The organism is Nitrospirota bacterium, from assembly GCA_040752355.1.
Taxonomy (GTDB): domain Bacteria; phylum Nitrospirota; class Thermodesulfovibrionia; order Thermodesulfovibrionales; family Dissulfurispiraceae; genus JBFMCP01.
This window is the reverse complement of record JBFMHE010000010.1, coordinates 67,350-90,379: the sequence shown is the minus strand read 5'-3', so window position 1 is coordinate 90,379 and position 23,030 is coordinate 67,350. Positions and strand designations below refer to the sequence as shown.

The following is a 23,030-nucleotide window of genomic DNA, read 5'->3' as shown; positions in this document are numbered from 1 at the left end:
AAGACATGAGCCGGAAGAAATCACCCGTCATCGCGGGCGCGCTGGCGCTCGCGCTCTCTCATCCGTTCTTCACCGCCTCCGAAGCCCACGCGATGCATATCGCGGAAGGGATACTGCCCCTTGGGTGGGCGGCGCTCTGGTCGGCTGTCGCCCTGCCCTTTGTGGCTTTCGGATTGTACCGGCTGAGGCAGCGGTCTGCCGGCGATCTCTCCTTCAAACCCCTCGTGGGGCTGATGGCTGCGGCGATCTTCATCATCTCCTGCATGCCCGTACCGGTGCCGACAGCAGGGACCTGCTCGCACCCGGCCGGGACCGCCATATCGGGAATACTCGTCGGCCCTGTCATCAGCGCCCTTGTTGCAGCGGTTGCGCTCCTCATTCAGGCCCTCTTCATGGCGCACGGCGGGCTGAGCACCTGGGGGGCCAATATCGTATCGATGGGTGTCGTGGGCTCTTTTGCGGGATACATGACGTACAAGGGGCTGCGCGCCCTGAGGATGAATCTGACGCTCTCTGCGTTCATGGCGGGGGTGGTCGCCGACTGGGCTACGTACTGCATGACCTCGGTCCAGCTCGCGTCGGGCGTACGGGGTAAGTCGCCCTTCCTGTCCCTCTTCGGGAAGATCCTCGTCGCCTTTGTTCCCACGCAGCTCCCCCTCGGCATTCTCGAAGGGGCGATGACTGCGGGCATGGTAGGACTGCTCTACAAGAAAAGACCCGATCTTCTCGTTAAAATGAGGGTGCTGAAGCCGGAGGAGGTGGCGCTATGAGTCGCTTCGTCTCGCATTGTACCGTTCAGATCGCTTTATTCGCCGTCTGCTGTCTGCTGCCTGCTGTCGCCCTTGCCGGGGAGAGCAGATGGTCCGGTGTGGATGAGTCGGTGATCGAGAAGATCGCTCAGCAGCACGGCAGGGAGACAAGAGAGCCGCTGATCAATACGGACCAGGGGGATCTTCTGCTCTTCGTCTTTCTCCTTGCCGGAGCCGTCGGCGGCTTTGTTGCAGGGTATTATTGGAGGGCGCTCACGGAGAAGAGGGACAAAACAACGATAACGATACCGGGGAAGAATGGAACTGCTGTCTGAACATTCTCAGGCTCAGGCTCAGGCCCAGGCCGGGAAACATCTCTTGAGCATCGACGCCAGGATCAAGATCCTTGCATCGATGCTGCTCTTGCTCATGATCACGAGCTACCGGGGATTCGCTTTTCCCCTGTTCGTTTCAGTTCTTTCTGTCCTGCTCTGCAGGAAGATGAAGGTGTCTTTCAGGACGTTCCTCCTGCGCTTTTCGGAGCCTCTCTTCATCGTCTCGGTGCTCGTCCTGCTCAAGCTGTTCCTGTCAGGCAGGGACGTTCTCTTCTCTTTCGACCTCTTCGGCCTCTCCGTTACCGGGCACCGTGACGGTCTCCTGGAAGGCCTGGAGATGGCGTGCAGGATCGTGGGAGCTGTTTCCGTTGTGGCGGTCCTCGGGTTCTCGACCCCTTTCGCTGAGCTCATGGCAGGACTCTCCTGGCTTAGGGTCCCCCGGGGATTTATCGAGATACTGATGCTCGCCTATCGTTATATCTTTGTCCTCTTCGAGGAAGCGATGGTCATTTACCAGGCCCAGCGGAACAGGCTCGGCTATTCGAGCATGCGGCGGGGATTGGCCTCCTTCGGGACATTGACAGGCGCACTGGTGCTGAAGGCGTTCGAGCAGAGCCAGAACACGACGGTATCGATGGTGCAGCGTGGATATGACGGCGCCATGCCGCTGCTGAAGCACAAGCCGTTCAAGCGCTCGGAAGCGTTCGCATCGGTGCTCTTCATCGTCGTCATGGGGTGCTTATGGAGCCTGTAGTGCGCATCGGCGTCGATGTCCGGGCCTTCAGTTATCCCGATGGAACAGCTGCCCTTTCCGATATCCGCTTCGATGTCGGACAGGGGGAGTTCATCGGCATCCTGGGGTCCAACGGTTCGGGGAAGACGACGCTCCTGAAGATCATGGACGGACTCATCAAAGACTTCAAGGGAAGCGTTCTGCTCGACGGACAGGACGTGCGAAAACTATCGCCGCGGCAGATCTACCGGAAGGTCGGCCTCGTCTTTCAGAATCCCGACGATCAGCTCTTCGCCCCCACCGTCTTCGAGGATGTCGCTTTCGGACCGCTGAATATGGGGTTTGCCGAAGACGAGGTGCGGCGGCGGGTGCAGGCGGCGCTCGAGGATGTCGAGATGGGGGGGCTGTCGCACAAGTCGATCCACCACCTCAGCTTCGGCCAGAAGAAGCGGGTCTGCATAGCAGGCCTGCTCGCCATGGGGCACGAGATCCTCCTGCTCGACGAGCCGACAGCCGGGCTCGACCCGATGGGTGAATACAGGATGATGCATCTCCTCACGAAGCTGAACCGGGAGAAAGGGGTCACCATTGTCATGGCGACCCACAGCGTCGACCTCGTCCCTCTCTTCCTGCACCGGCTCCACATCCTGAGTAAAGGAACGATCGCACGCGGGGGCACGCCCGAGGAGGTCTTCACTGCGCCCGAGGAGATGTCGACCGTAAAGCTCCGGCTTCCCCAAATAGCCGAGCTGATTTACAGACTGAAACACGAGGACCGCCTCCCGTTCGAAAAGGTGCCCCTCACCGTCGGCGAGGCGAGGAGAGAAATAATAAAGACCGTGATGCGTAATCCGTGATGCGTAAGGGATATGTACAGGTATATACCGGAACCAGCAAGGGCAAGACCACGGCTGCGCTGGGCCTTTCATTGCGCGCTGCGGGGGCAGGCCACAAAGTGCTCATTGCCCAGTTCATCAAGAAGAGGAAGTGCAGCGAGCACAAGGCGCTCGAGCGTTTCGGCGACCTCATTACCATCAGGCAGTATGGCACCGGCTTCCTGAGAGATGAGCGGTCGAAGAAAGCGGCTGCTGCTGCGGCACGGAAAGGGCTCGAAGAGGCAGCCGGGGCGATCATGTCGAAAGAGTACGACCTGGTTATCCTCGATGAGATCACTATCGCCGTGCACCACGGCCTTATCGCGGTCGACGATCTTCTTCCGGTTCTGAAAGGGAAGCCCGGCCCTGTGGAGGTGGTGCTCACCGGCAGATATGCCGACCCGAAGATCATCGAGGCAGCGGACCTGGTGACGGAGATGAAAGAGATCAAACACTACTACGACAAGGGCGTCAAGGCGAGGGTGGGGATCGAATGGTGAGGAAGAAGACGCTCCGTTCGGGCTACACCACCGGCGCCTGCGCCGCAGCAGCTGCAAAGGCGGCAACGTTACTCGTAATGCGTAATGCGTTATGCGTGATGAGCAACGGCAACTCACTCATCACTCATCACTCATCACTCGTTACGGATGTGGAGATTCCCTTCCCTGACGGCAGCAGGGCTTTTTTTGCCGTTCATGCTTCGGGCTGCGGGAACGGGACCGCCTGGGCCTCGGTCATCAAGGACGCCGGCGACGACCCCGATGTGACGAACGGAGCGGAGATAGTGGCAACGGTAACGGCAGCAACCGAGGGATCAGGAGCGGGAGTACTTATCAAAGGAGGCAGAGGCGTCGGTCTGGCGACCAAGCCGGGACTGCCGGTCCCTGTCGGAGAACCGGCGATCAATCCTGTACCGCGAAAAATGATCGAGGAGGCGATAAGGGAAGGGGCCAGGGTCCAGGGGCATGGGTCAGGGGGCAGCAACTGCGATGAGGCCTGCCCCTTGCTCGAAGTCACTATTTCGGTGCCTGACGGCAAGGAGCTCGCAAAGAAGACACTGAACGAGCGGCTCGGTATCGTCGGCGGCATCTCGATCCTCGGCACCACCGGCATCGTCCGCCCCGTATCTGCCGCGGCCTGGACAGCGACGATCTCCTCCTCGATGGATGTCGCAAAGGCGATGGGCCGCGAGGAGATCGTGCTCTCGGCAGGGAGGGCCTCCGAAAAAGCGCATATGAAGAAGTTTCGCCTTCCGGAAGAGTGTTATGTAATGATGGGCGACTACCTCGAGTATTCACTGCGCGAGGCGAAACATCACGGGTTCAGGCAGATACACCTTGCGGCGCAGTGGGCCAAGATGCTCAAGATCGCCCTGGGGACACCCCAGACCCATGTCCGGCACGGCGCGATCTCGTTGAAGAGCGCCATCGATCTGCTCTGCAGCATGGGGTATGAGGAGCAGTTCCAGGCCTTATCGTTCAATACGGCGCGAGAGATCCTCGACGGTATCCGCTCGTCAGCCGGAGAAGGCGCCTCGCTGCTCGCCGGGGTATGCGATGCAGCCAGGCGCTACAGCGAATCCGTCGCTTCAGGCGTGCCGGTCGCTGCCCACCTGGTATCCTACGAAGGAGAGATCATAGCGGGCAGTGAGTAAGGTTTATGTCATAGGGATCGGCTATAAGCCGCTCGATAGAAAGGCGCGGGAGGTCGTGCTCAGGGCCGACCATATCCTCGTCTCGCGGCGGCTCGCCGAGGTCTTCAGGGAGTACGACGAGTTCCCTTCCGTCGAGAGCAGAGTGCAGGTGATCAACAATGTCGACGAGACCATGGAGTTCATTCGCAGCAGGTATGCTGCTGCCAGGGTGGTCCTCCTCGCATCCGGAGACCCGCTCTTCTTCGGCATCGGCAGGAAGGCGGTCAAGGAGCTCGGCAGAGAGGCGGTCGAGATACTCCCCGAGCTCTCGAGCGTCCAGGTCGCCTTCGCGCGGATAAAAGAGGCTTGGGACGATGCGTTCCTCATGAGCCTCCACGGCGGTCCCGATCCGGTCAAGAGGAGGCGTCTGCCCTTCACCCTCGACGATATTCCCTCTCTCGTGCACAAGCACGGCAAGCTCGCGATTCTCACCGACAGAGAGAATAATCCCGCTAGCATTGCACATGCATTGCTCAGCGCTTCCGGGCTTCCGGATCATCCGGTTCCCTGGCGCTCTTCCGATCTTCGCATGTACGTCGGTGAACGGCTTGGATATCCCGACGAGAGGATCACGAGCGGCACGCCCGGAGAGATCGCGGCCCTGTCGTTCATCGAGCCGAATGTGGTAATCATAATAAGCGCAGAAGCCCGGAAGAGCGCCAGGGAACCGGATGGTCCGGAAGAGGCTTCCGCGCTGCGATTCGGTCTCTCCGAAAACGAGATCGCTCACTCGCGCGGCCTCATCACGAAAGACGAAGTGCGGGCGGTGAGCCTCCATAAGCTGCAGCTGCCCGGGCGCGGGGTGCTCTGGGATATCGGCGCCGGGTCGGGGTCGATCTCGATCGAGGCAGCGCGGCTTTCCCCACGCCTGAAGGTATTCTCGATCGAACGGGACCGCGAGCAGGCAGAGCACATCAAGGAGAATGCAGGCCGCTTCGACGTCTCCACGATCCGGGTTATCGAGGGCAGCGCGCCCGATGCGCTCGCCGGTCTTCCCGATCCCGACAGGGTATTCATCGGCGGGAGCAGGGGCTCGATCGATAGTATTATCCGGGCTGTTTCGGAACGGATGCCGGCAGGAACGGTCGTCGTCAACGCGGCGACGATAGAGACGCTGCATGCGGCGCTCGATGCCTTGCGCGAGGCCGGCTTTGCCGTCGATGCGGTGCAGGTCTCGGCCTCGCGATTAAAGGAGATCGGGAAGGGCAACCTCTTTGCACCGCTCAATCCCGTCTTTGTCATACGGGGAATAAGGGAGGAGCGGCATGCTTGAGATCATCAGGAAGAGAAGGAGCGTACGGAGGTTTCTCGACAAAGGGGTCGAACAGGAGAAGCTGCACGAAATCCTGAAGGCAGCCATGGTTGCGCCGACGGCGAAGAACAAAAGACCCTGGGAGTTCATCATCGTTGCCGATCAGGAAACGAGGCGGCAGCTTTCGCTCGCAACGCCCTATGCCGCATTCGCCAAGGACGCTCCCCTCGTCATCGTCATCTGCTACGACACGCGGGAGGGAAACCGGTTCAAAGAAGACTGCTCCCTGTCCGCCGGGCATATCTATCTGGAGGCGCTCAACCAGGGGCTCGGCACCTGCTTTGTCCAGATCGCCGAGGGCACCGAGGCCGGCGTGGGCGAGCCGGAGGCATACGTCAAGAAGCTGCTCGCCATCCCCGCGCCGTTCCGGGTGCAGTGCCTCATGCCCCTCGGCTATCCGGCACAGCAGGCAGAGCCGCACCGGGATGGGGAATTCGATAAAAGCAAGCTGCACTACGAGAGGTTTTAGGCCATGGCAGGAACACTCTATGTTATCGGTGTCGGCCCCGGCGATCCTGAATTGCTGACGCTCAAGGCCGTCAAGGTGCTCAAGAAGGTCCAGTGCCTCTGCGTTCCCAAGGGCAGGGAGGAGGGAAGCAGTCTCGCCCTCTCGATCGTGAAGGGAGCGCTGGACCTTGCCGGCAAACAGATCATCGAGGCCCATTTCCCGATGAGGAAGAGCGCCGAGGCACGGAAGCGCCGGAGCGCGCAGAAAGCGGGCGGGCCGGGTGCTCCTGATCATGCCGCGTGCGAGCTCGACGCCAAATGGGATGAGACGGTGGAGGCGGTGCTGAGTATCCTCAACAGGGGCACCGACATGGCATTCATCACGATCGGGGATCCGACCGTCTACAGCACCTTCTTCTACCTGTACGACCGGATTATCGGATCGAATCCGGACATTCGCATAGAGATCGTTCCGGGCATCTCGTCGATCACTGCCGCGGCTGCACGGGCTCACCTCTCGCTCTCCCTCGCCGACGAGAAGATCGCCATACTGCCCGCGACCTACACCGATGACCTCCGGGACATCCTGAGCGCCTTCGATACCGTTGTGCTGATGAAGGTGCATAAGGTCTTACCGAAAGTCGTCGCCGTGCTCGAGGAGCTGGGCCTCGTCGACAAGGCGGTCTATGTCTCGCGCGCGGGAATGGAGGACGAGCAGGTAGTGCATAATCTGCGGGAGCTGGCCGGCAAAGAGCTCAACTACTTTTCCCTGGTGATCGTAAAGAAATGATCGCGGCTGACAGGGACTCTTATAAAACGTGGTTTGCCGCGTATTGCGCCTCCTTTGCGATGCCCGATCCGGAGGACCAGCGGAATATAGCGCTCAAGGAGCAGCACACGCTGCAGGTCTGCAAGAACATCGTACGGATCGCCTGCGCCCAGTCGCTCGACGAGACCCGGACGCTGCTCGCCGAAACAGTGGGGCTCTTTCACGATCTAGGCCGCTTCCCGCAATATGCGCAGTACAAGACCTTCAGGGATGGGGTATCGGTGAACCACGCCGAGCTCGGAGTGAAGATTCTCAGGGAAGAGCGTCTCCTCGACCGCCTCCCCCCTGAAGAGCGGGAGCTCGTCCTGACGGCAGTTAAATTTCACAACGTCTTCAAAGTCCCCGCCCTCGAAAATGCGGAGGAGCTGCTCTTCATCAGATTGGTCCGCGATGCCGACAAGCTCGATATCTGGCGGGTCTTCACCGAATACTACGAGGCGAGAGACGAAGACCGCGCATCGGCAGCAGGCCTCGGCCTGCCCGATGTCCCCGAATATTCGGCTGACGTGCTCGCGTGCATCTTCAGGGAACAGCTCATATCCCTCGCCATGCTCAAAACGCAGGCTGATTTCAAGCTCGCGCAGATGGCGTGGGTCTTCGATCTCAATTTCGACACCTCCTTCATTATGCTGGAGGAGAGCAATTATATACGGCGCATCGCTGCCACCCTGCCCCGGACGGATGAGATAGAGCGCGCCGTCGTCTTCCTGCTCGGCTGCATACGGCGGAAGGCTACAGGAGGAAGATGATGCACAAGGTATATTTCATCGGCGCGGGTCCCGGCGACCCCGAGCTTATAACCGTCAAAGGGAGAAGGGTGCTCGATGCCGCGGAGGTCGTCATCTACGCCGGCAGCCTGGTCAATCCCGCACTCCTCGACGGGCTTCGCGCCGAGATACACAACTCGGCATCGATGACGCTCGACGAGACGATCGCCCTTATGGAGCGGTCGATAAAAGCAGGCAAGACCGTGGCGCGCCTCCATACCGGCGACCCCGCCTTCTACAGCGCCATATCGGAGCAGATCGAGCGGCTGAGGAATCTCGGCATCGCTTACGAGGTCATTCCCGGCGTGTCTTCGGCAATGGCCGGGGCAGCAGCGCTCGGGCAGGAGCTCACGATACCCGAGATAAGCCAGACCGTGATCGTCACCCGTCTCGAGGGCCGGACCCCCGTGCCCGATGCGGAGCGGCTCGGCCTCCTGGCGCAGCACCGCGCCACCATGGTCATCTTTCTCAGCGCCGGCATGATCGAGAAGGTGAGGAGCGAGCTGCTCGAAGGATATCCTCCCGACACGCCGGTCGTGATCATCGAGAAGGCGTCCTGGCCCGAACAGAGGATACTGCGCGGGACGATCGATGATATGGCCGCGCTCGCTGCCGATGCGGGCATCAGGAAGACAGCGCTCATCTATGTCGGCGAATCCCTCGGGGCCTCCGAAGGGCCGCTCGGAAAGGAATCGAAACTCTACCATAAGGATTTCAGCCATGAGTACCGGAAATAAGCCAGAGGCCGAAAAGCATAAGACGATCATATTCTATATAACCGACAACGGCCGTGCGCTTGCAGAGCGGCTCGAGCAGCGTTACCCTCGAAGCGCTGTCGAGAAGTTCAACGCGGCACGAGTTGCCGAGGTATGGAAGAGCGCCGGCACGCTGATCTTTATCATGGCCGCGGGGATCGTGGTGCGCACGGTAGCGCTCTTGGTCAAGGATAAGCGGACCGACCCCGCGGTGCTCGTCCTCGACGACAAGGGGAAGTTCTGCATCAGTCTCCTCTGCGGTCACCTGGGCGGCGCGAATGACCGCGCAAAAGAGATTGCCGGCTTCCTGTCCGGCGAGGCGGTCGTCACCACGGCCTCGGACGTAAACGATATGCCCGCGATCGACCTCTGGGCCGCGGAAAACGATCTCGCGATCGAGGAGTGGACGCTCCTCCCTGCTCTCGGCACGCGTCTGATCAACAACTGCGGGTTGAGCGTCTATGCAGAGGCAGGGCTCAGGCTGCCGGGTGCATTCTCCCGGGTGGTGGATCCGCGCTTTGCCGATATCATCATAACCAATAAGGCCGCTGTGTACCGGAGCGCACCATCCCTTTCTTCAGATCCTCCAGTCGCTTCCGAAAGCCTTTTCACAGAACCGTCGTGCGCCGCCGGCTTCTGTCATGTCAAAGAGCAGCTCTACCTTCGCCCGAGAAACCTGATCCTGGGAATAGGGTGCAACAGCGGCACGCCCGAAGCGGAAATAGGCGATGCCGTCCGGAGGGCGCTGGAGGCGTACAACCTCTCTCCGCTCTCCCTTCGCGCTGTCGCCACCATCGATCTCAAGGCCGGCGAGCCCGGGCTCGTGGAGTTTGCACGGAAGAGCGGACTCGAAATGATCACGTATACAGCCGGCGAGCTGAATGCAGTGCCGGGCGTCGTGAAATCCGATACGGTCCATAAAGCTACCGGCGCGTATGCGGTCGCGGCGCCCGCAGCGCTCCTCGCCGCGGGCGCAGAGGCGCTGGCAATTCCTAAACAGAAGACCGGCAATGTCACGGTTGCGGTTGCCGAGATACGGAAACCCGGAAGTGCAGAAACAGCAGAGAGCAAAGAAAATCTTGAAGGAGAATTCCGGGCTCATGGAAAAATCTGCATAGTCGGCACCGGACCGGGAGGCGCCGAGCACATTACACCGTATGCACAGAAGATCATACGAGAGGCTGATGTCATCGTAGGCTATGGAACATATATCGATCTGATACCCGGGCTCGTAGCGGGCAAAGAGGTGTTTTCGACCGGCATGACCAGGGAGGTCGACCGCTGTAGAAAGGCGATCGAGCTCGCAGAACGGGGCAAGAGCGTCGCCGTCATCAGCGGAGGAGACCCCGGCATCTATGCCATGGCAGGGCTGGTGTTCGAGCTCCTTAAAAGCCGTCAGCCGTCAGACATCAGCCATCGGCTGTCCGTCGAGGTCGTTCCCGGCATCTCGGCGCTCAACGCCTGCGCTGCCCGGCTCGGCGCTCCTCTGATGCACGACTTTGCGGCGATAAGCCTTTCGGACAGACTGACGCCCTGGGAGGTGATCGAGAAGCGGCTCACTGCCGCTGCCTCCGCCGACTTCGTCATCGCCCTCTACAACCCGAAGAGCATGGGGCGTCCCGAGCATATCACCACAGCGCGGGCCATCTGCCTGAAATACCGGAGCACCGAGACCCCGGTGGGCATCGTCAAGGGAGCGATGAGGGAAAACGAACGGATCGTCATTACCACCCTGCGCGACATGCTGAACCACGACATCGATATGCAGACGACCGTGATCATCGGGAATTCACGGACCTTCACCTGGGATAAATGGATGATCACCCCGAGGGGGTACGGGGATAAAGGCAAATTCTGAACACGAAACACTTAGAGAGTCTAACAGAATGAGCAAAGAGAGTCAGACAAGGCACAGTACATTCGCTCATTCTCACAAGGCATCCACGCCTTGCTCCGAGGCGGGGCAGCTCGGTATCGAGTCGTACCGACCCGCTCCACCATCCCTGGATTACGCTCGGGCTGCCCAAGCCGCTCATGTACTATACCTTGTCTGACTCTAAGTTCTTTCATTTTGTTAGAAGCACTAAGTTCTAAACGATTTCAAAAATCGAGATATAACATGATGAATCTATTTACGAATAAGGTTGCGTTGTTGTGGGATGAGTCGTTCCTCTGGGGCGTAATGGCCGTGCGTGCGCTCCGGGCAGCGGGCCTCCCCTTCGCCCTGCTGCGTGCCGAAGACATCAGGGCAGGACGGCTGGACGGCCATACCATGCTCTTCGTCCCCGGCGGGTGGGCGTCGAACAAGGCGAAAGCCCTCGGAGAAGAGGGCGCCGAGGCGATCAGGCGTTTCGTCCATGAGGGAGGCTCCTATCTCGGGATCTGCGGAGGCGCAGGCCTCGCCACGCAGGACGGCATCGGCCTCCTGGAGGTGAAACGCAGACCCACGAAGGAGCGCGTACCGAGCTTCAGCGGAAGGATTCATCTGAACATTACCGATCATCCTCTCTGGAAGGGATTAAACGAACGCGGTGACGAATCGCTCATCTTCCACGCATGGTGGCCCTCCCAGTTCATCGTGGAGGATAGCAGCATCAAGGTCCTCGCCACCTACGGCGCTGCGCTGCCCGATGCCTTCAGCTCCGACCTCAACGCAGGCGATGTCGAAGCGATCGGCGCCTGGTCCGGTCTTGAGGAGCGCTACGGAATCAATCTCGATCCGGGAAGGCTGCTGAATGACCCTGCTGTCATCCAGGGATCGTATGGAAAGGGCACGGTGGTGCTTTCGCTTATCCATTTCGATACCCCCGATGATGATAACGGGAGAAGGGTACTCATCAATCTATGGAGCTGTCTGGGGCATACGGAAGCGCAACAGCCTTCCGAGCTTCCGAGCCTCCGAACTTCCGCGCTTCCGTACCATGATGCTTCCGCGCTCATGTCGGAGATGGAAGAAGCCGTCGATGAGCTCATTGCGCTCGGCCTCCGGAACTTTCTCTGGTTCTGGCGGAACCCCCTGCTCCTCCAATGGCGGAGAGGGGTAAGGGGGCTCGAGTACAACACCCTCTTTATCCTGATCAAGGAGATCGGCATGCTGATGAGAAGAGCCGAAAACGGAGCAACGTCCTCGCCGATCATCGCGGAGAAGATGAGGGGGACCGAAACCCTGCTTGTTCCTTTCATCAAACAGGCACAACGTCTGCTCCTTCTCGAGCGGCAGGCGCTCCAGAACGGCCGCATCACGTACGAGAAGTGCGACGATCCCGAAATACGGGAGATCAGAATGCATCTTTTTTCCAGCGCGAAGAGCTATGGCGGCGCGTTCAAAAAGCTGATCGACGAGACAGACCGGCTTCTATACGCATTGCTTGTTCCCGGCAGCATCCCGTAGCTGGTTTCTTTCACATCTATTTCATCATAAAGGAGGAGTAATGACTCAGCTTGAGAGGGCAAAACGGGGAGAGATAACCCCGGAAATTCGCAGCGTCGCAGCAGAAGAAGGTCAGGATGTCGAAGTAGTGCGCCGCAGGGTCGCGGCAGGGAAGATCGTCATACCGGCGAACAGAAACAGGGCGAGCAGAATCACCGGCATTGGAAAAGGCTTGAGGACAAAGATCAACGCCTCTATCGGCACCTCGACCGATATTTCGGATGTTGCGCTCGAAGTGGAGAAGGCGCGGATCGCCGAGCAGTACCACGCCGACTCGCTCATGGATCTCAGCGTCGGCGGCCCCATCAGCGGCATCAGGAGAGCGGTCATGGATGCCGTAACGCTCCCCATCGGGACCGTGCCTCTTTATGAAGCCTTTGCCATCGCCATCGACAAGTACGGCGGCGCCGTCCACATGCCCGAAGAGCTGCTCTGGGACGTCATGGAGCGGCAGTGCGAAGAGGGGGTCGCTTTCATGGCGATCCATTGCGGCATCAATCTCATGACCATCGAGCGCCTCAGGAAGCAGGGGTACCGCTACGGCGGTCTCGTTTCGAAGGGGGGCTCCTATCTCACCGCCTGGATGCTCCACAACAACCGGGAGAACCCGCTCTACGAGAAGTTCGATCGCGTCGTCGAGATCCTGAAGAAGCATGATGTCGTCCTGAGCCTCGGCAACGGCTTCAGGGCCGGGGCGATCCACGACTCGTCGGACAGGGTGCAGATACAGGAGCTCATCATCAACTGCGAGCTCGCGGAGATCGGCAGGAACGCCGGGTGCCAGACCATGGTCGAAGGCCCCGGCCACATCCCGATCGACGAGATCGAGGCGAACGTGCTCCTCGAAAAGAAGATGAGCGGGGAGTCTCCCTTCTACATGCTCGGCCCGATCACCACCGATATCGCGCCCGGGTATGACCACATCACCTCGGCCATCGGTGCAGCACTCTCCTCCGCCTGCGGGGCTGACTTCATCTGCTATGTCACCCCCGCAGAGCACTTAGGCCTCCCCTATCCCGACGACGTAAAGCAGGGGGTCATCACCGCCCGTATCGCAGCCCACATCGGCGATATGGTGAAGCTGAAAGAGAGAAAGAGGGATAGAGAGATGTCCATAGCGCGAAGGGATCTCGACTGGAAGAAACAGTTCGACCTCGCGCTCTCCAGGGAGGAGGCCGTACGGATACGGAGCGAGCGCCAGCCCGCCAGCGAAGAGTCCTGCACCATGTGCGGCAGCTTCTGCGCCTCGAAAATCCTGAAGGGGATGTTCGATGACGCCATAAAGCTCGGAGGGAAGCACTAGCCCCGGGAGGCGCTGCTGGCAGAGAGAGCTGAGCGGCCAAAGGGCGCGAGGGAATAAAAGCTCCCGCGCCCTTTAACCGCTCCACAATTCCGGCGCATCTCCCGTAACCTTCCTGAACTCCTCGATCATCTCCATCCAGAGCTCTGCCACGCTCCGCAGCGATTCATCGTACCGGGCGTACGCTTCCCCGGGCGCTTTCTCCATGCTGTCATAAAGCGCGTCGCAGAAATACCAGTTGCACCGGGAGGGCCGCAGCGCGCGCTCCAGCCTGCATCCCTGCGGAGAGAGGAACTGGCAGGGTGCTGCATCGTCCCGCTGCTCGCAATCGTGCGGTGTGAGCCCGAGGCCGTGTATATAGACGAGATCCTCGTAATTGTAATAGGCATGGCGGTTCTCGCAGCATACGTCCTCGCAGCGGGGACAGGCGATTGCCGAATGGTGCTGGATGAACGCATCGACGGCCTGAATGGCATCCCTCACCTTCCCCGCAAGGAGGCAAACCTTATCCAGCCTCCCCTCATAGTGCCGGAAAAGAGCGCTGACATGGAGCATCGCGCCCCGTGAAAGCACATGGCAGGGCTGGCTCAGATCGCTCATCCGGCTCTTATCAAGAGGCATGCTTTATTATACTTTACTTATCCTCTTGCCGAGCTGCGAGCTCTTTTGCCATTGCCGCGTGTGATGTGCCTCTTTGAGTGTCCCCTCTAACGGAGCTCCTGCGGGCACTGAAGATCGGAAACAGGGCTGCTCCATACCCTTGGAAATCCAGTCTGAAATCACTACCTGTTTACACTGTGCAGAACTTCGCCGTCAGGTCCGATGAGCTGGATCAGGTAGTTACTGGCCCCGACCGCGTGGGTCGAACAGCTCAGGCACGGGTCGAACGCCCTGATCACGGCTTCTATCCTGTTCAACGCGCCCTCTTCGATCTTATCGCCCCTGATGAAATGTTTCGCAACCTGGAGCACCCCGCGGTTCATGGCCAGGTTGTTGTGTCCCGTCGCTATGATCAGGTCTACCCAGGTTATCAGGCCGTTCTCATCAACTTTATAGTGGTGTATGAGCGTACCCCGCGGAGCCTCGGAAACACCTATGCCCTCGGTATTATTGGGAGATGCGAATGCGCGCACATGGCTGTTCATGATGCCGGGGTCATTGAGTAGTTGCTCCATGCGTTCGAGCGCATAGATGATTTCTATCAGACGGGCATAATGATAGAAAAAGGAGCTGTGGACGGCCCCCCGTTCGAGCGCCTTGAACTCGACGAACTCCCGGTTCGCCGTTGCCGTTGAGCATCTGTCCGCTACATTGAACCGTGCCAGGGGTCCTACCCGGTAAATGCCTTCGGCGTGTCCCAGGGGTTTGAAATAGGGCGACTTGAGGTAGGATTCGGTGTCTACCATCTCTCCGATCCACCGTTCGTAATGCTGCGGCTCGATATCGTCATGGATAATTTTCCCGGAGGCGTCTATAAAGCGCAACAACCCGTCGTAGAGCGCCAGGCTGCCGCGGTCTCTTACATGCCCGAGGAAGAGGGTCGGGAAATTGCCGAAGGTCCGTATCTCTTCCCTGTGCTCTTCTATCGATTGCTTGAACCAGCCGAGCGTGCGCTCCGCGATCTGCAGCGCGGGAGGAATCCCCGCCAGCACCCACTCCCTGTCTTCCTCGCTGAGGGGAGAGATGACGCCGCCGGGAACTATTTCCGAAGGATGCACCCTCTTGCCGCCGAGCCGCTCGATGACCTGCTGTCCGTAACTCCTCAGGCTGATGCCGTCGCGGGCGATATCCGGGTATTTCCTGATGACGCCCGCAAGGTTCCGCTCCGCCGGGTCGGCATCCATCCCCATGAGGAAGTCCGGAGAGGAGAGATGGAAAAAGCTCAGCGCATGCGACTGCACGAACTGCGCCAGGTGCATTACCCTTCTGAGCAGGTCGCCCGCATAGGGGACCTTCACGCCCCATATGGCGTCGCATGCCTTTGCCGATGCGAGCGAATGGCTGACGGGACAGATACCGCAGATGCGCGCCACGATGTAGGGCATTTCATAATAAGGTCTTCCCTCACAGAATTTCTCGAATCCCCTGAACTGTGTTATATGGAGGTGCGCGTCTACGACCGTGCCGTCGCTGCCGAGCTGAATTGTGATTTTAGAGTGTCCTTCTACGCGTGTAACCGGCGAGATAACGATCTTATCAGGCATGTGCACTCCCTTTATCTCACAAACCGAAACGTGTTTTTTCCTTCAGGTCCGGCATCCGTCCTTCGAGGAGCTCTTTCAGCATGAAATACGTCAGGCCCGGACGGGGCGGACATCCGGGGATGAAGACATCGACCCTCACCACCTCGTGCAGCGGACGTTCGACAGGGAGGAGCCGGGGGACCGCATCGCCCGGAACGTTCCCTCCCCCGTCTCCGTGAGCCGAGACGTTCTCGATATACGACCTTTTGATCAGATCGTCGACGGAAAACCTGTTGCGCAAAGAGGGCACATTCCCCGTAACCGCGCAGTCGCCGTAGGAGACGAGCATGTGGGTCCTGGCCCTTATGAGCTCGAGCATATGCTTGTCTTCCTCGCTGCCGACCCCGCCTTCGATCACCGTAACGTCGACTCCTTCAGGAAACTCTTTTGCATCCACCAGGGGACTGTACACGAGGTCGACTTTTTCGAGGATATCGATAAGCTTCTCGTCCATATCGAACATGGACATATGGCACCCTGAACAGCCGTCCAGCCATACGGTCGCTATTTTCATCTTGCTCATTGTTTTCCTCTTCTCATCCGCGTCAGGTAGGGAAGAAACTGCTTTTTTACGGCGATGTCGGCAACTGCTTTGCCCTTTTCGGAAAGAGCGCCCGTAGGACAGACGTTCACGCATTTGCCGCAGCGCGTACAGGTTACCGAGCTGCCCCAGGCCTGGTTCAGGTCGGTGATGATCCTTGAATCCATTCCTCTCGTCATGACGTCGAGCGTGTGGGCTCCTTCGATCTCGGCGCACACCCGTACGCATCGTGTACAGAGGATGCAGCGGTTATGGTCGAGCACGAAACGCTCATGGGATGCGTCCACCGGCACCCGCGGATAGAAGTAAGGGAAGTGGACATGCGTCATGCCGAGGTTGACGGTGAGATTCTGCAGTTCACACCGGCCGTTTGCAACACAGATGGCGCAAATGTGGTTGCGCTCGGCAAAGAAGAGCTCGAGCAGCATGATGCGGTATTTCGCCAGGCGTTCCGAGTTCGTGATCACTTCCATCCCTTCACGCGCATAGGTCACGCACGAAGGGACCAGTTTGGATGTCTCCTTTACCTCGACCATGCAGAGACGGCACCCGCCCATGGCGGACAGTCCCTCGAGATAGCAGAGCGTCGGGATGAAGATGCCGTTATCGGTCGCAACCTGGAGAATGGTTTCGTCCTCGCGGGCGCCTATTTCCCTCCCGTCCATTTTGAACGTAACAATGCGGGCGGATTCATTCATTGCCTCACCATCCTTCCCGACGCCATGGCGCATACTCCGGCCGGGCAGGTTTTGTCCAGGATATGGGCCTCATATTCGTCTTTGAAATACCTGAGGGTGCTGACAACAGGGTTCGGCGCCGACAGTCCCAGGCCGCACAGACTCGTGTTTTTCAACAGGTCGCAGAGCTCTTCCAGCAGCTGAACGTCGTACCTAGTCCCCCCGCCCTCGCTGATTCTTCCGAGGATGTGGTACATCTGCGGGGTCCCTGTTCTGCAGGGCAGACATTTCCCGCAGGATTCGCTCCTCGAGAATTCCATGAAGTACTTCGCCACATCCACCATGCAGGAGGTGTCGTCCATAACGATGAGCCCGCCCGACCCCAAAATGGAGCCGACGGATGCCAGCGACTCGTAATCCACGGGCATATCGAGGAACTCTGCCGGAATGCACCCGCCGGAAGGTCCCCCTGTCTGCACTGCCTTGAAGTTCCTGCCCTCGGGAATCCCGCCGCCTATATCAAACACTATTTCGCGAAGGGTTATGCCGAAGGGCACTTCTATCAGGCCCGTATTGTTGACCCGGCCTGCGATCGCGAAAACTTTTGTCCCCTTGCTCTTCTCAGTACCGGTCTTTGCGAACCATGCGCCCCCGTTCCTGATGATCGGCGGAATATTCGCGAAGGTCTCGACGTTGTTGATAAGGGTGGGATGTCCCCAAAGCCCGTATTCGGCCGGATACGGCGGCCGGGGACGCGGGGCGCCGCGGTTCCCTTCTATCGACGATATCAGGGAAGTTTCTTCGCCGCATACAAAGGCCCCGGCGCCGAGCCTTATTTGTACGCCGAATTTGAAGGTGGTGCCGCAGATATTGTTCCCGAGCAGACCGTGTCTTTCGGCATCCCTGATCGCCTTTGCAAGCCGCTTTATGGCAAGGGGGTATTCGGCCCGCACATAGAGGTAGCCGTGAAATGCGCTCACCGCGTAGGCCGCTATTGCCATTCCTTCCAGGACGCGGTGCGGATCGCTCTCGAGAACACTTCTGTCCATGAAGGCGCCGGGGTCCCCTTCGTCGGCGTTGCAGACGACATATTTTCGCCTGCTCCCGGTCTTGGCGACCGTCGTCCATTTCAGTCCTGTCGGATAGCCTGCGCCGCCTCTGCCCCGCAAACCGCTCTGCACTACATGTGCGATGACATCGGACGGCGACATTGTGGCAAGCGCCGTTGATAATGCCGTGTATCCGCCTGACGCGATATAGTCTTCTATCCTTTCGGGATCGACAATGCCGCTGTTCTCGAGAACGATCTTGTGCTGCCTGGACGAGAAGACCGCGCTTTCCTTGCACAGGAGACGGCTTATCGGGTCGCCGTCCAGGGACATCACAATTTCAGACACATCTTCCGGGGCGACCGGACCGTAGTGTATTCCGCCCGGTTCTATGCGCACCATGGGACCGGCATTGCAGGTGCCCATACATCCCACCCCTTTTACCGCGCACACCTCTGCAAGGCCCTTTGCCGCGACCTCTTTGTCAAAGGCTTCCTTCAGCGCATCGCTCCGGCAGGAGAGGCAGCCTGCCGCCGTACAGATATGTATGGTATGTTTCCAGCGGGATCTTGCTTCATTCTCTTTATCGATGAGGTCAAGCAGTTCGTCAGGATGCATGTTCTTTCCACCCCCTTATTCGCTGCAGAACATCCGGAGGGGTCAGTCTGCCCGCGACATCACCGTCGAATACGACTGCCGGCGCCAGCCCGCACGAGCCGAGACACCGCGCGGTAAGCAGCGATAATGAGCGGTCGGCGGTCGTTTCTCCAGGCTTTACTCCCGTCTCGTGCCCGATTGTCTCTATCAGGTTTTGCGCTCCCTTGATGTAGCAGGCGGTTCCGGTACAGACGACGCAGGTGTGTTTTCCCTGAGGTTTGAGATTGAAGAAGTGATAAAACGTAGCGACCCCGTATACTTTACTGAGCGGAACGTTCAGGACTGCTGCGACATACTTCATGATCTCTTCATCGATGTAGCCGAAGGCCTCCTGGACCGTGTGCAGGGTTTCTATCAGCGCGGAAGGCTCATTGCCGTACCGTCGCATTGTCGCTTCAACCATTTTAAGCCGGCGGTCGACCGGCTGACCTGATGAAGTGCCCGTTTCCGATGCCATAAAGACCTCCTTGCCTTCTCATCGGATCTGAAACAATCAAAAGCTTGGAGTTAACTGATGAATAATGGACCATATCGAAATGTCAATTCCGGAACCTGCTCGCCGGCAATGGACCCGCTCCGGGGTAAGGGAATGGTTATTAGAAGTCCCGGCTGATGCCCTTCATCCTGCGTGCATTCTTACTTTGTTGAAGCGGTATTTACGAGATGACTTCCATACAAAACTTATAGCCCAGATCCCGGATAAAGGCAAGTGCCAAGGAGGGAGAGCTCCGAGATAAGCTGCGTTGGAACAGCAGCAGGTTGAAAATGGATCCGAGCAACACTACTCCTTTTCGCGGTGCGGCAGGGACACGGATACGGCGCCGGCATATCAGCTCATCCCTTCCACTGCATTCATGATATACTCCCTCACCTCGTTATCGAAGAGAACGGTCACATGGTTCACCGGGAAGTCCCGGTGCTCACCGCCGTAGGGGAGCACGGCGCTCTCGGCCGATACCATGCCGTCGCCGCAGCCGTCTTTCAGTTCCACAGGCACGAGGGGCGACGGCATTATCCTCCGCATCAGGTCGGCCAGCGAGACCGGCCCGAGCTTCACCAGGTGAGGATCGGTGCCGCCGACCGATACGGACCGGATGCCCTCCCGCAGCCCGTCCCTCAGCTCAGCGAAGAAAGGAGAGCGGGGATAGAGCTCCCGCACCCCTGTGCTGACGAGGAACCCGACAATCCGCTGGAGCACGGTGCGCGCTTCCTCCTCGTTCCGGGCGCCGACGAACCGATGCGCCACCGAGGCGAGGGGGCCGACGTAGTCCACCCACTTTGCCAGCGAGGTGCCGTGGTGCGGGGTGACGATCGTTACGATACCCCTCACCACGCCGCTCTTCCTTTCGAGATACTTGCGCGCGACCAGCCCGCCCCGGCTGTGGCCGACGAGGATCACCCCGTTCCCCGTGTAGGGGCGGTGCCGTTCGATGAGGTCGCTCAGCTCCCCCGCAGCAGCGGCGATCGGCCCCACCGGACGGCGCTGCGACCAGGTGAGCACCGTGAACCCCTGCTCCCTGCAGCTCTCGAAGAGGGTCTTCAGCCCTGCTCCGGCGCCCCGCATGAGGACGGTCAGCGGGTATTTCCCGCCGAGCACGCGCGCCTCAGCGGGTCGCACCCATATCCGCTCGTCCAGCCCCATCCCGTGGATGAACACGACGAGAGGCTTATCCGTTCTGCCCCTGTAGAATACGCTCGGACGGGTCGTCATTATAAGCCCTTATTATGAAAATATAATTTATTCTTATTTTTCTTTCTTTCCTGCTGCCGGTTATACTGGTAGACTGGTATAAATACTGTTACGCCAGCCGATTCTTTCTTCATATTTTTACTATACCAAAGTCTGTGTGGCAGACTAAAAAGTTCAGAAGGAGGTGTGAGCGTGAAACTGGGTATTTTCTTAAGCGACTACAGGACAGGGACCGATATCCTCGACAGGCTTACCGCTGACAAGCTCGGCGTCGTGCTCGTCGGCAACGGCGTGTACCATGCGACGGTCAAGGAGAGCGGCAAGGCGTCCCCCGTCCTCGACAAGAAGGCATCTTTCTACGTTTTGACCGAGGACCTCGAGAGCAGGGGCTTCACCGCAGCAAACCTCGACAGCCGCGTCAAGCCGGTGAACTACGGCGACGTCGTCGACCTCATCTTCAACGACTACGAAAAGATAATCTGGGTATAGAAAGGAGACCGAAATGGGAAAATTGACGATAGGCTGCTTCTCATCACTGGTAGGCTCGTTATCCCTTGACTTCGCAGTAAAGCTTTCCCAGGCAGCGGTGCAGAAGGGGCACTCGGTAGACTTCTGGGTATCCGGCAATGCAACCATGCTCTCCAAAAAAGGGCAGAGGGCGTTCAAGGACTACTCGGCGCTCGCCAAGACGCTTACCGAGCTCTTCGCTACCGGGAAGTTCCAGGCGACCGCCTGTGAGGCTTGCGCAGAAGCCCGCGGCTACCATAAAGATGATACGATGGAAGGCTGGAAACGGCACAGCATGGATTGGTATCTTGCCAGCACCTTCGGCGCAGACAGAGTTCTTCATATAGGAGGCGATTAATATGGCGATCAAGAAACTCGGATTCATTGTCAGATCACTTCCCTACAAGACAGAGGCCTCGCGGCTTGCGATGACCCACGCCATAGCGAGCCAGACGGTCGAGATATACCTCGAGGACGGCGACAATGTCGAGCCCGCGGTCTGCTTTATCGGCGACGGCGTGCTCAACTGCCTGAAGGGGCAGCAGGGCTCGAAGCATTACGGCATAACCAGCCTCGAACAGCATATAAAGAACTCCCTGCTCCTCGATCTGAACGTCATGTACTGCAAGGAAGACATCGACCGCCTTGGTCTCAAGGAGGACCAGCTGATCATGGATGCGGAGGATCTGGGAGGAGAGACCAGGGCGAAGATCGTTCCCTTCAGCGAGATTCAGAAGGTGATGGACTCTGTGGACCATCTCCTTTTCAATTAGACAGCACACTACCTTGAGGAGGTTACAGCAATGGCAGACTTAAAGGCTCAGGCACCGACAGAGACACTGGACGTATTGGGACGGGTATGTCCCTACCCGCTCGTGCTGACCAAGAAGCAGCTCGAGAAGATGGGCAGCGGCGGATTGCTCAAGATCCTGTGCGACGCCCCGGCGTCGGCCGAGGATTCCATTCCCCGCTACGCCGAGAAGCAGGGCTATCCCATCGAGGTGATCAAGCTCGAGGACAAGGGCTACTGGGAAATCTACATCCAGAAGAAGTAAGCGCTGTCGCGATCGAACAAAAGAAAAGGAGCACCGGCCCGGCGCTCCTTTTCTTTTGAGCCTTTCGAGGAAAGAGAGTTATTACATCTCGTTTATAGTGATCGCGCTTGTCGGACAAACGCCGAGACAGCTCTCACAGAAGACGCACTCGGCAGTCTGATAGGGATCGGATTTCCCGTCGACCATCCTGAAAACGCCCTGCGGGCATACGTTCACGCACTCCTCGCAGCCCTCGCACTTCTCTACGCTCACATTGACCATGTACATACTGTTCACCTCCTGTTGCTGAAATCGAAATGCACCTTTTATTGTAAACAATTTATTTTTGAAACGTCCATTTGTTTTTTTTTCAAAGTTCCGGGGCGCGACAAAACGGCGGGGGAGAGGGAAAGAGTCTTCCCGGCAGGGCAGACCGACTGTCCCGCCGGGTGAAGAGTGCACTACATCTCGGTTATGGTTATTACTGAAGTAGGACAGACGCTCAGGCAGGTCTCGCAGAAAACGCATTCTGAAGTCTGGTAAGGATCGCACTTCCCGTCGACCATCCTGAAGACATCCTGGGGACAGTTGTTCACGCACTCCTCGCAGCCTTCGCACTTCGCCGCATTGACAGCCACCATATACATAACGACGCCACCTCCTGAAGAGTTTTGCAATTTTTTATTGTACCCCATTTCCCCGGAAATGTACACCCAATTTTTATGCCCCGGCGCCGGGCGCCTCCTTTGATTTTTTGCCTCTTTTTCGTCGATAATCGTAAAGAGGCCGCCTGAAGAGCGCGTGCGGCAAGGAGAGTGCGGCGATGAAGTACAGGGGCATCAACCACCTCGCAATGGCAACGGGAGCTATGGACGCCACGATCCGCTTCTGGAGGGACCTGCTCGGCATGCGGCTGGTGGCGGCAGCGGGCAAGCCGGGATACCGCCACTATTTCTTCGAGATTTCCGACCGGGACACGATCGCCTTCTTCGAATGGCCCGGGGTCGAGCCCATCCCCGAGAAGGACGCCGGCCGCGTCGCCTTCGACCACGTCTGTTTCGAGGTCGAGGACAGCGATACCCTCTGGGTGCTGAAAGATAAACTCGAGGCTGCCGATATCTGGGTCTCGGAGGTCGTGGACAACGGCTTCATCCATTCGCTCTTCACCTTCGACCCCAACGGCATCGCCCTCGAATTCTGCTATAGCGTAGAGGGCGTTGATATACGCAAAGAGCCGCGCATGCTCGATGCCGCTCCCTCTGCTATTGCCCAAGAGGGCCCCGAACCCCGGCCCGACAAATGGCCCCCGGTGGAAAACCCGACTCCCATAGAGGACCGTAAGATATATCCCGGCGAGCTGAGAAAGCTGGGCAGGCATGCATCAGGGGAGCCGGGATAACCGGGAGC

General features: G+C 58.8%; 28 protein-coding genes. 19 read left to right on the top strand and 9 right to left on the bottom strand.

Going from position 1 to position 23,030, the window contains the following annotated elements; all coding sequences use genetic code 11:
• Positions 1-92: 92 nt before the first annotated feature.
• The 14 genes from AB1805_09015 (at position 93) to thiC (ending at position 13,228) form a co-directional block, all read left to right on the top strand.
• Entirely contained in the window at positions 93-770 is a 678-nt protein-coding gene (locus AB1805_09015) for an energy-coupling factor ABC transporter permease (protein MEW5745557.1), read from the top strand.
• Positions 767-1,084, top strand: a complete 318-nt coding sequence (locus AB1805_09010) for a hypothetical protein (GenBank protein ID MEW5745556.1) — start codon at positions 767-769, stop codon at positions 1,082-1,084. Before AB1805_09015 ends, AB1805_09010 begins: the two co-directional genes overlap by 4 nt.
• Positions 1,068-1,838, top strand: coding sequence for a cobalt ECF transporter T component CbiQ (gene cbiQ / locus AB1805_09005; GenBank protein ID MEW5745555.1), 771 nt, complete (start codon positions 1,068-1,070; stop codon positions 1,836-1,838). Before AB1805_09010 ends, cbiQ begins: the two co-directional genes overlap by 17 nt.
• Positions 1,838-2,674 (top strand): ATP-binding cassette domain-containing protein, encoded by an 837-nt coding sequence (locus AB1805_09000; GenBank protein MEW5745554.1) that lies wholly within the window; start codon positions 1,838-1,840, stop codon positions 2,672-2,674. Before cbiQ ends, AB1805_09000 begins: the two co-directional genes overlap by 1 nt.
• Entirely contained in the window at positions 2,674-3,192 is a 519-nt protein-coding gene (gene cobO, locus AB1805_08995; protein MEW5745553.1) for a cob(I)yrinic acid a,c-diamide adenosyltransferase, read from the top strand. The genes AB1805_09000 and cobO overlap by 1 nt, the downstream gene beginning before the upstream one ends.
• Positions 3,186-4,346: a cobalt-precorrin-5B (C(1))-methyltransferase CbiD gene (gene cbiD, locus AB1805_08990; GenBank protein MEW5745552.1), complete on the top strand. Its 1,161-nt coding sequence runs from the start codon at positions 3,186-3,188 to the stop codon at positions 4,344-4,346. The genes cobO and cbiD overlap by 7 nt, the downstream gene beginning before the upstream one ends.
• The gene (gene cbiE, locus AB1805_08985) at positions 4,339-5,658 is read left to right on the top strand and encodes a precorrin-6y C5,15-methyltransferase (decarboxylating) subunit CbiE (protein MEW5745551.1); all 1,320 of its coding nucleotides are present in this window, start codon (positions 4,339-4,341) and stop codon (positions 5,656-5,658) included. The genes cbiD and cbiE overlap by 8 nt, the downstream gene beginning before the upstream one ends.
• The gene (locus AB1805_08980; protein ID MEW5745550.1) at positions 5,651-6,166 is read left to right on the top strand and encodes a nitroreductase family protein; all 516 of its coding nucleotides are present in this window, start codon (positions 5,651-5,653) and stop codon (positions 6,164-6,166) included. Before cbiE ends, AB1805_08980 begins: the two co-directional genes overlap by 8 nt.
• A gap of 3 nt (positions 6,167-6,169) precedes the next feature.
• Positions 6,170-6,934 carry a precorrin-2 C(20)-methyltransferase gene (cobI, locus tag AB1805_08975; GenBank protein ID MEW5745549.1) on the top strand — a complete coding sequence of 255 codons (765 nt, stop codon included), beginning with the start codon at positions 6,170-6,172 and terminating at the stop codon, positions 6,932-6,934.
• The gene (locus AB1805_08970; protein ID MEW5745548.1) at positions 6,931-7,722 is read left to right on the top strand and encodes an HD domain-containing protein; all 792 of its coding nucleotides are present in this window, start codon (positions 6,931-6,933) and stop codon (positions 7,720-7,722) included. The genes cobI and AB1805_08970 overlap by 4 nt, the downstream gene beginning before the upstream one ends.
• Positions 7,722-8,477: a precorrin-4 C(11)-methyltransferase gene (cobM, locus tag AB1805_08965; protein ID MEW5745547.1), complete on the top strand. Its 756-nt coding sequence runs from the start codon at positions 7,722-7,724 to the stop codon at positions 8,475-8,477. Before AB1805_08970 ends, cobM begins: the two co-directional genes overlap by 1 nt.
• Positions 8,461-10,353, top strand: coding sequence for a precorrin-3B C(17)-methyltransferase (gene cobJ / locus AB1805_08960; protein ID MEW5745546.1), 1,893 nt, complete (start codon positions 8,461-8,463; stop codon positions 10,351-10,353). The genes cobM and cobJ overlap by 17 nt, the downstream gene beginning before the upstream one ends.
• A 261-nt stretch (positions 10,354-10,614) precedes the next feature.
• Positions 10,615-11,886 carry a BPL-N domain-containing protein gene (locus AB1805_08955; GenBank protein MEW5745545.1) on the top strand — a complete coding sequence of 424 codons (1,272 nt, stop codon included), beginning with the start codon at positions 10,615-10,617 and terminating at the stop codon, positions 11,884-11,886.
• 40 nt (positions 11,887-11,926) lie between these two features.
• Entirely contained in the window at positions 11,927-13,228 is a 1,302-nt protein-coding gene (gene thiC / locus AB1805_08950) for a phosphomethylpyrimidine synthase ThiC (GenBank protein ID MEW5745544.1), read from the top strand.
• 72 nt (positions 13,229-13,300) lie between these two features.
• Here the strand turns inward: thiC and AB1805_08945 are convergent, their stop codons facing one another.
• The 7 genes from AB1805_08945 to AB1805_08915 form a co-directional block, all read right to left on the bottom strand.
• Entirely contained in the window at positions 13,301-13,846 is a 546-nt protein-coding gene (locus AB1805_08945; GenBank protein ID MEW5745543.1) for a hypothetical protein, read from the bottom strand.
• A gap of 161 nt (positions 13,847-14,007) precedes the next feature.
• Complete coding sequence (locus tag AB1805_08940) at positions 14,008-15,429, bottom strand: Ni/Fe hydrogenase subunit alpha (protein ID MEW5745542.1); 1,422 nt, start codon at positions 15,427-15,429, stop codon at positions 14,008-14,010.
• Positions 15,430-15,445: 16 nt separating this feature from the next.
• Entirely contained in the window at positions 15,446-15,991 is a 546-nt protein-coding gene (locus AB1805_08935) for an NADP oxidoreductase (protein MEW5745541.1), read from the bottom strand.
• A complete protein-coding gene (hoxU, locus tag AB1805_08930; GenBank protein ID MEW5745540.1) occupies positions 15,988-16,707 on the bottom strand; it encodes a bidirectional hydrogenase complex protein HoxU in 720 nt (239 codons plus the stop codon). Before hoxU ends, AB1805_08935 begins: the two co-directional genes overlap by 4 nt.
• Complete coding sequence (locus AB1805_08925) at positions 16,704-18,353, bottom strand: NuoF family protein (GenBank protein MEW5745539.1); 1,650 nt, start codon at positions 18,351-18,353, stop codon at positions 16,704-16,706. Before AB1805_08925 ends, hoxU begins: the two co-directional genes overlap by 4 nt.
• Positions 18,343-18,849 carry a bidirectional hydrogenase complex protein HoxE gene (hoxE, locus tag AB1805_08920; GenBank protein MEW5745538.1) on the bottom strand — a complete coding sequence of 169 codons (507 nt, stop codon included), beginning with the start codon at positions 18,847-18,849 and terminating at the stop codon, positions 18,343-18,345. The genes AB1805_08925 and hoxE overlap by 11 nt, the downstream gene beginning before the upstream one ends.
• 372 nt (positions 18,850-19,221) lie before the next feature.
• Positions 19,222-20,103 (bottom strand): alpha/beta fold hydrolase, encoded by an 882-nt coding sequence (locus AB1805_08915; protein MEW5745537.1) that lies wholly within the window; start codon positions 20,101-20,103, stop codon positions 19,222-19,224.
• 171 nt (positions 20,104-20,274) lie between these two features.
• On the opposite strand from AB1805_08915, the gene AB1805_08910 reads away from it, so the two are divergent.
• From AB1805_08910 to AB1805_08895, 4 genes are read left to right on the top strand one after another with little or no spacing between them, the layout of a single operon-like run.
• A complete protein-coding gene (locus AB1805_08910) occupies positions 20,275-20,571 on the top strand; it encodes a DsrH/TusB family sulfur metabolism protein (protein ID MEW5745536.1) in 297 nt (98 codons plus the stop codon).
• 13 nt (positions 20,572-20,584) lie between these two features.
• Complete coding sequence (locus AB1805_08905) at positions 20,585-20,947, top strand: DsrE family protein (GenBank protein ID MEW5745535.1); 363 nt, start codon at positions 20,585-20,587, stop codon at positions 20,945-20,947.
• Position 20,948: 1 nt separating this feature from the next.
• On the top strand, positions 20,949-21,362 hold the full coding sequence (locus AB1805_08900; GenBank protein ID MEW5745534.1) for a DsrE family protein: 414 nt from the start codon (positions 20,949-20,951) through the stop codon (positions 21,360-21,362).
• 30 nt (positions 21,363-21,392) lie between these two features.
• Positions 21,393-21,644 carry a sulfurtransferase TusA family protein gene (locus AB1805_08895; GenBank protein MEW5745533.1) on the top strand — a complete coding sequence of 84 codons (252 nt, stop codon included), beginning with the start codon at positions 21,393-21,395 and terminating at the stop codon, positions 21,642-21,644.
• 81 nt (positions 21,645-21,725) lie between these two features.
• Here the strand turns inward: AB1805_08895 and AB1805_08890 are convergent, their stop codons facing one another.
• Positions 21,726-21,911, bottom strand: coding sequence for a 4Fe-4S binding protein (locus tag AB1805_08890; protein MEW5745532.1), 186 nt, complete (start codon positions 21,909-21,911; stop codon positions 21,726-21,728).
• Between the two features lie 173 nt (positions 21,912-22,084).
• On the bottom strand, positions 22,085-22,270 hold the full coding sequence (locus tag AB1805_08885) for a 4Fe-4S binding protein (GenBank protein MEW5745531.1): 186 nt from the start codon (positions 22,268-22,270) through the stop codon (positions 22,085-22,087).
• Positions 22,271-22,446: 176 nt separating this feature from the next.
• Between AB1805_08885 and AB1805_08880 the strand changes: the two genes are divergently transcribed.
• Complete coding sequence (locus tag AB1805_08880; GenBank protein ID MEW5745530.1) at positions 22,447-23,022, top strand: VOC family protein; 576 nt, start codon at positions 22,447-22,449, stop codon at positions 23,020-23,022.
• The last annotated feature ends 8 nt before the right edge of the window (positions 23,023-23,030 follow it).

What these genes read in the sequence shown, in the direction of transcription:
- cobO (MEW5745553.1), top strand. Translation starts at nt 2,674, where the DNA reads ATGCGTAAGGGATATGTACAGGTATATACCGGAACCAGCAAGGGCAAG.
- AB1805_08890 (MEW5745532.1), bottom strand. Translation starts at nt 21,911, where the DNA reads ATGTACATGGTCAATGTGAGCGTAGAGAAGTGCGAGGGCTGCGAGGAG.
- AB1805_08905 (MEW5745535.1), top strand. Translation starts at nt 20,585, where the DNA reads ATGGGAAAATTGACGATAGGCTGCTTCTCATCACTGGTAGGCTCGTTA.
- cobM (MEW5745547.1), top strand. Translation starts at nt 7,722, where the DNA reads ATGCACAAGGTATATTTCATCGGCGCGGGTCCCGGCGACCCCGAGCTT.
- AB1805_08900 (MEW5745534.1), top strand. Translation starts at nt 20,949, where the DNA reads ATGGCGATCAAGAAACTCGGATTCATTGTCAGATCACTTCCCTACAAG.
- AB1805_08885 (MEW5745531.1), bottom strand. Translation starts at nt 22,270, where the DNA reads ATGTATATGGTGGCTGTCAATGCGGCGAAGTGCGAAGGCTGCGAGGAG.
- AB1805_08945 (MEW5745543.1), bottom strand. Translation starts at nt 13,846, where the DNA reads ATGCCTCTTGATAAGAGCCGGATGAGCGATCTGAGCCAGCCCTGCCAT.
- cobJ (MEW5745546.1), top strand. Translation starts at nt 8,461, where the DNA reads ATGAGTACCGGAAATAAGCCAGAGGCCGAAAAGCATAAGACGATCATA.
- cobI (MEW5745549.1), top strand. Translation starts at nt 6,170, where the DNA reads ATGGCAGGAACACTCTATGTTATCGGTGTCGGCCCCGGCGATCCTGAA.
- hoxE (MEW5745538.1), bottom strand. Translation starts at nt 18,849, where the DNA reads ATGGCATCGGAAACGGGCACTTCATCAGGTCAGCCGGTCGACCGCCGG.
- AB1805_09015 (MEW5745557.1), top strand. Translation starts at nt 93, where the DNA reads ATGCATATCGCGGAAGGGATACTGCCCCTTGGGTGGGCGGCGCTCTGG.
- AB1805_08955 (MEW5745545.1), top strand. Translation starts at nt 10,615, where the DNA reads ATGATGAATCTATTTACGAATAAGGTTGCGTTGTTGTGGGATGAGTCG.
- AB1805_08880 (MEW5745530.1), top strand. Translation starts at nt 22,447, where the DNA reads ATGAAGTACAGGGGCATCAACCACCTCGCAATGGCAACGGGAGCTATG.
- AB1805_08925 (MEW5745539.1), bottom strand. Translation starts at nt 18,353, where the DNA reads ATGCATCCTGACGAACTGCTTGACCTCATCGATAAAGAGAATGAAGCA.
- AB1805_08980 (MEW5745550.1), top strand. Translation starts at nt 5,651, where the DNA reads ATGCTTGAGATCATCAGGAAGAGAAGGAGCGTACGGAGGTTTCTCGAC.
- cbiD (MEW5745552.1), top strand. Translation starts at nt 3,186, where the DNA reads ATGGTGAGGAAGAAGACGCTCCGTTCGGGCTACACCACCGGCGCCTGC.
- AB1805_08915 (MEW5745537.1), bottom strand. Translation starts at nt 20,103, where the DNA reads ATGACGACCCGTCCGAGCGTATTCTACAGGGGCAGAACGGATAAGCCT.
- AB1805_08895 (MEW5745533.1), top strand. Translation starts at nt 21,393, where the DNA reads ATGGCAGACTTAAAGGCTCAGGCACCGACAGAGACACTGGACGTATTG.
- hoxU (MEW5745540.1), bottom strand. Translation starts at nt 16,707, where the DNA reads ATGAATGAATCCGCCCGCATTGTTACGTTCAAAATGGACGGGAGGGAA.
- AB1805_08970 (MEW5745548.1), top strand. Translation starts at nt 6,931, where the DNA reads ATGATCGCGGCTGACAGGGACTCTTATAAAACGTGGTTTGCCGCGTAT.
- AB1805_08940 (MEW5745542.1), bottom strand. Translation starts at nt 15,429, where the DNA reads ATGCCTGATAAGATCGTTATCTCGCCGGTTACACGCGTAGAAGGACAC.
- AB1805_08935 (MEW5745541.1), bottom strand. Translation starts at nt 15,991, where the DNA reads ATGAGCAAGATGAAAATAGCGACCGTATGGCTGGACGGCTGTTCAGGG.
- thiC (MEW5745544.1), top strand. Translation starts at nt 11,927, where the DNA reads ATGACTCAGCTTGAGAGGGCAAAACGGGGAGAGATAACCCCGGAAATT.
- cbiQ (MEW5745555.1), top strand. Translation starts at nt 1,068, where the DNA reads ATGGAACTGCTGTCTGAACATTCTCAGGCTCAGGCTCAGGCCCAGGCC.
- AB1805_09010 (MEW5745556.1), top strand. Translation starts at nt 767, where the DNA reads ATGAGTCGCTTCGTCTCGCATTGTACCGTTCAGATCGCTTTATTCGCC.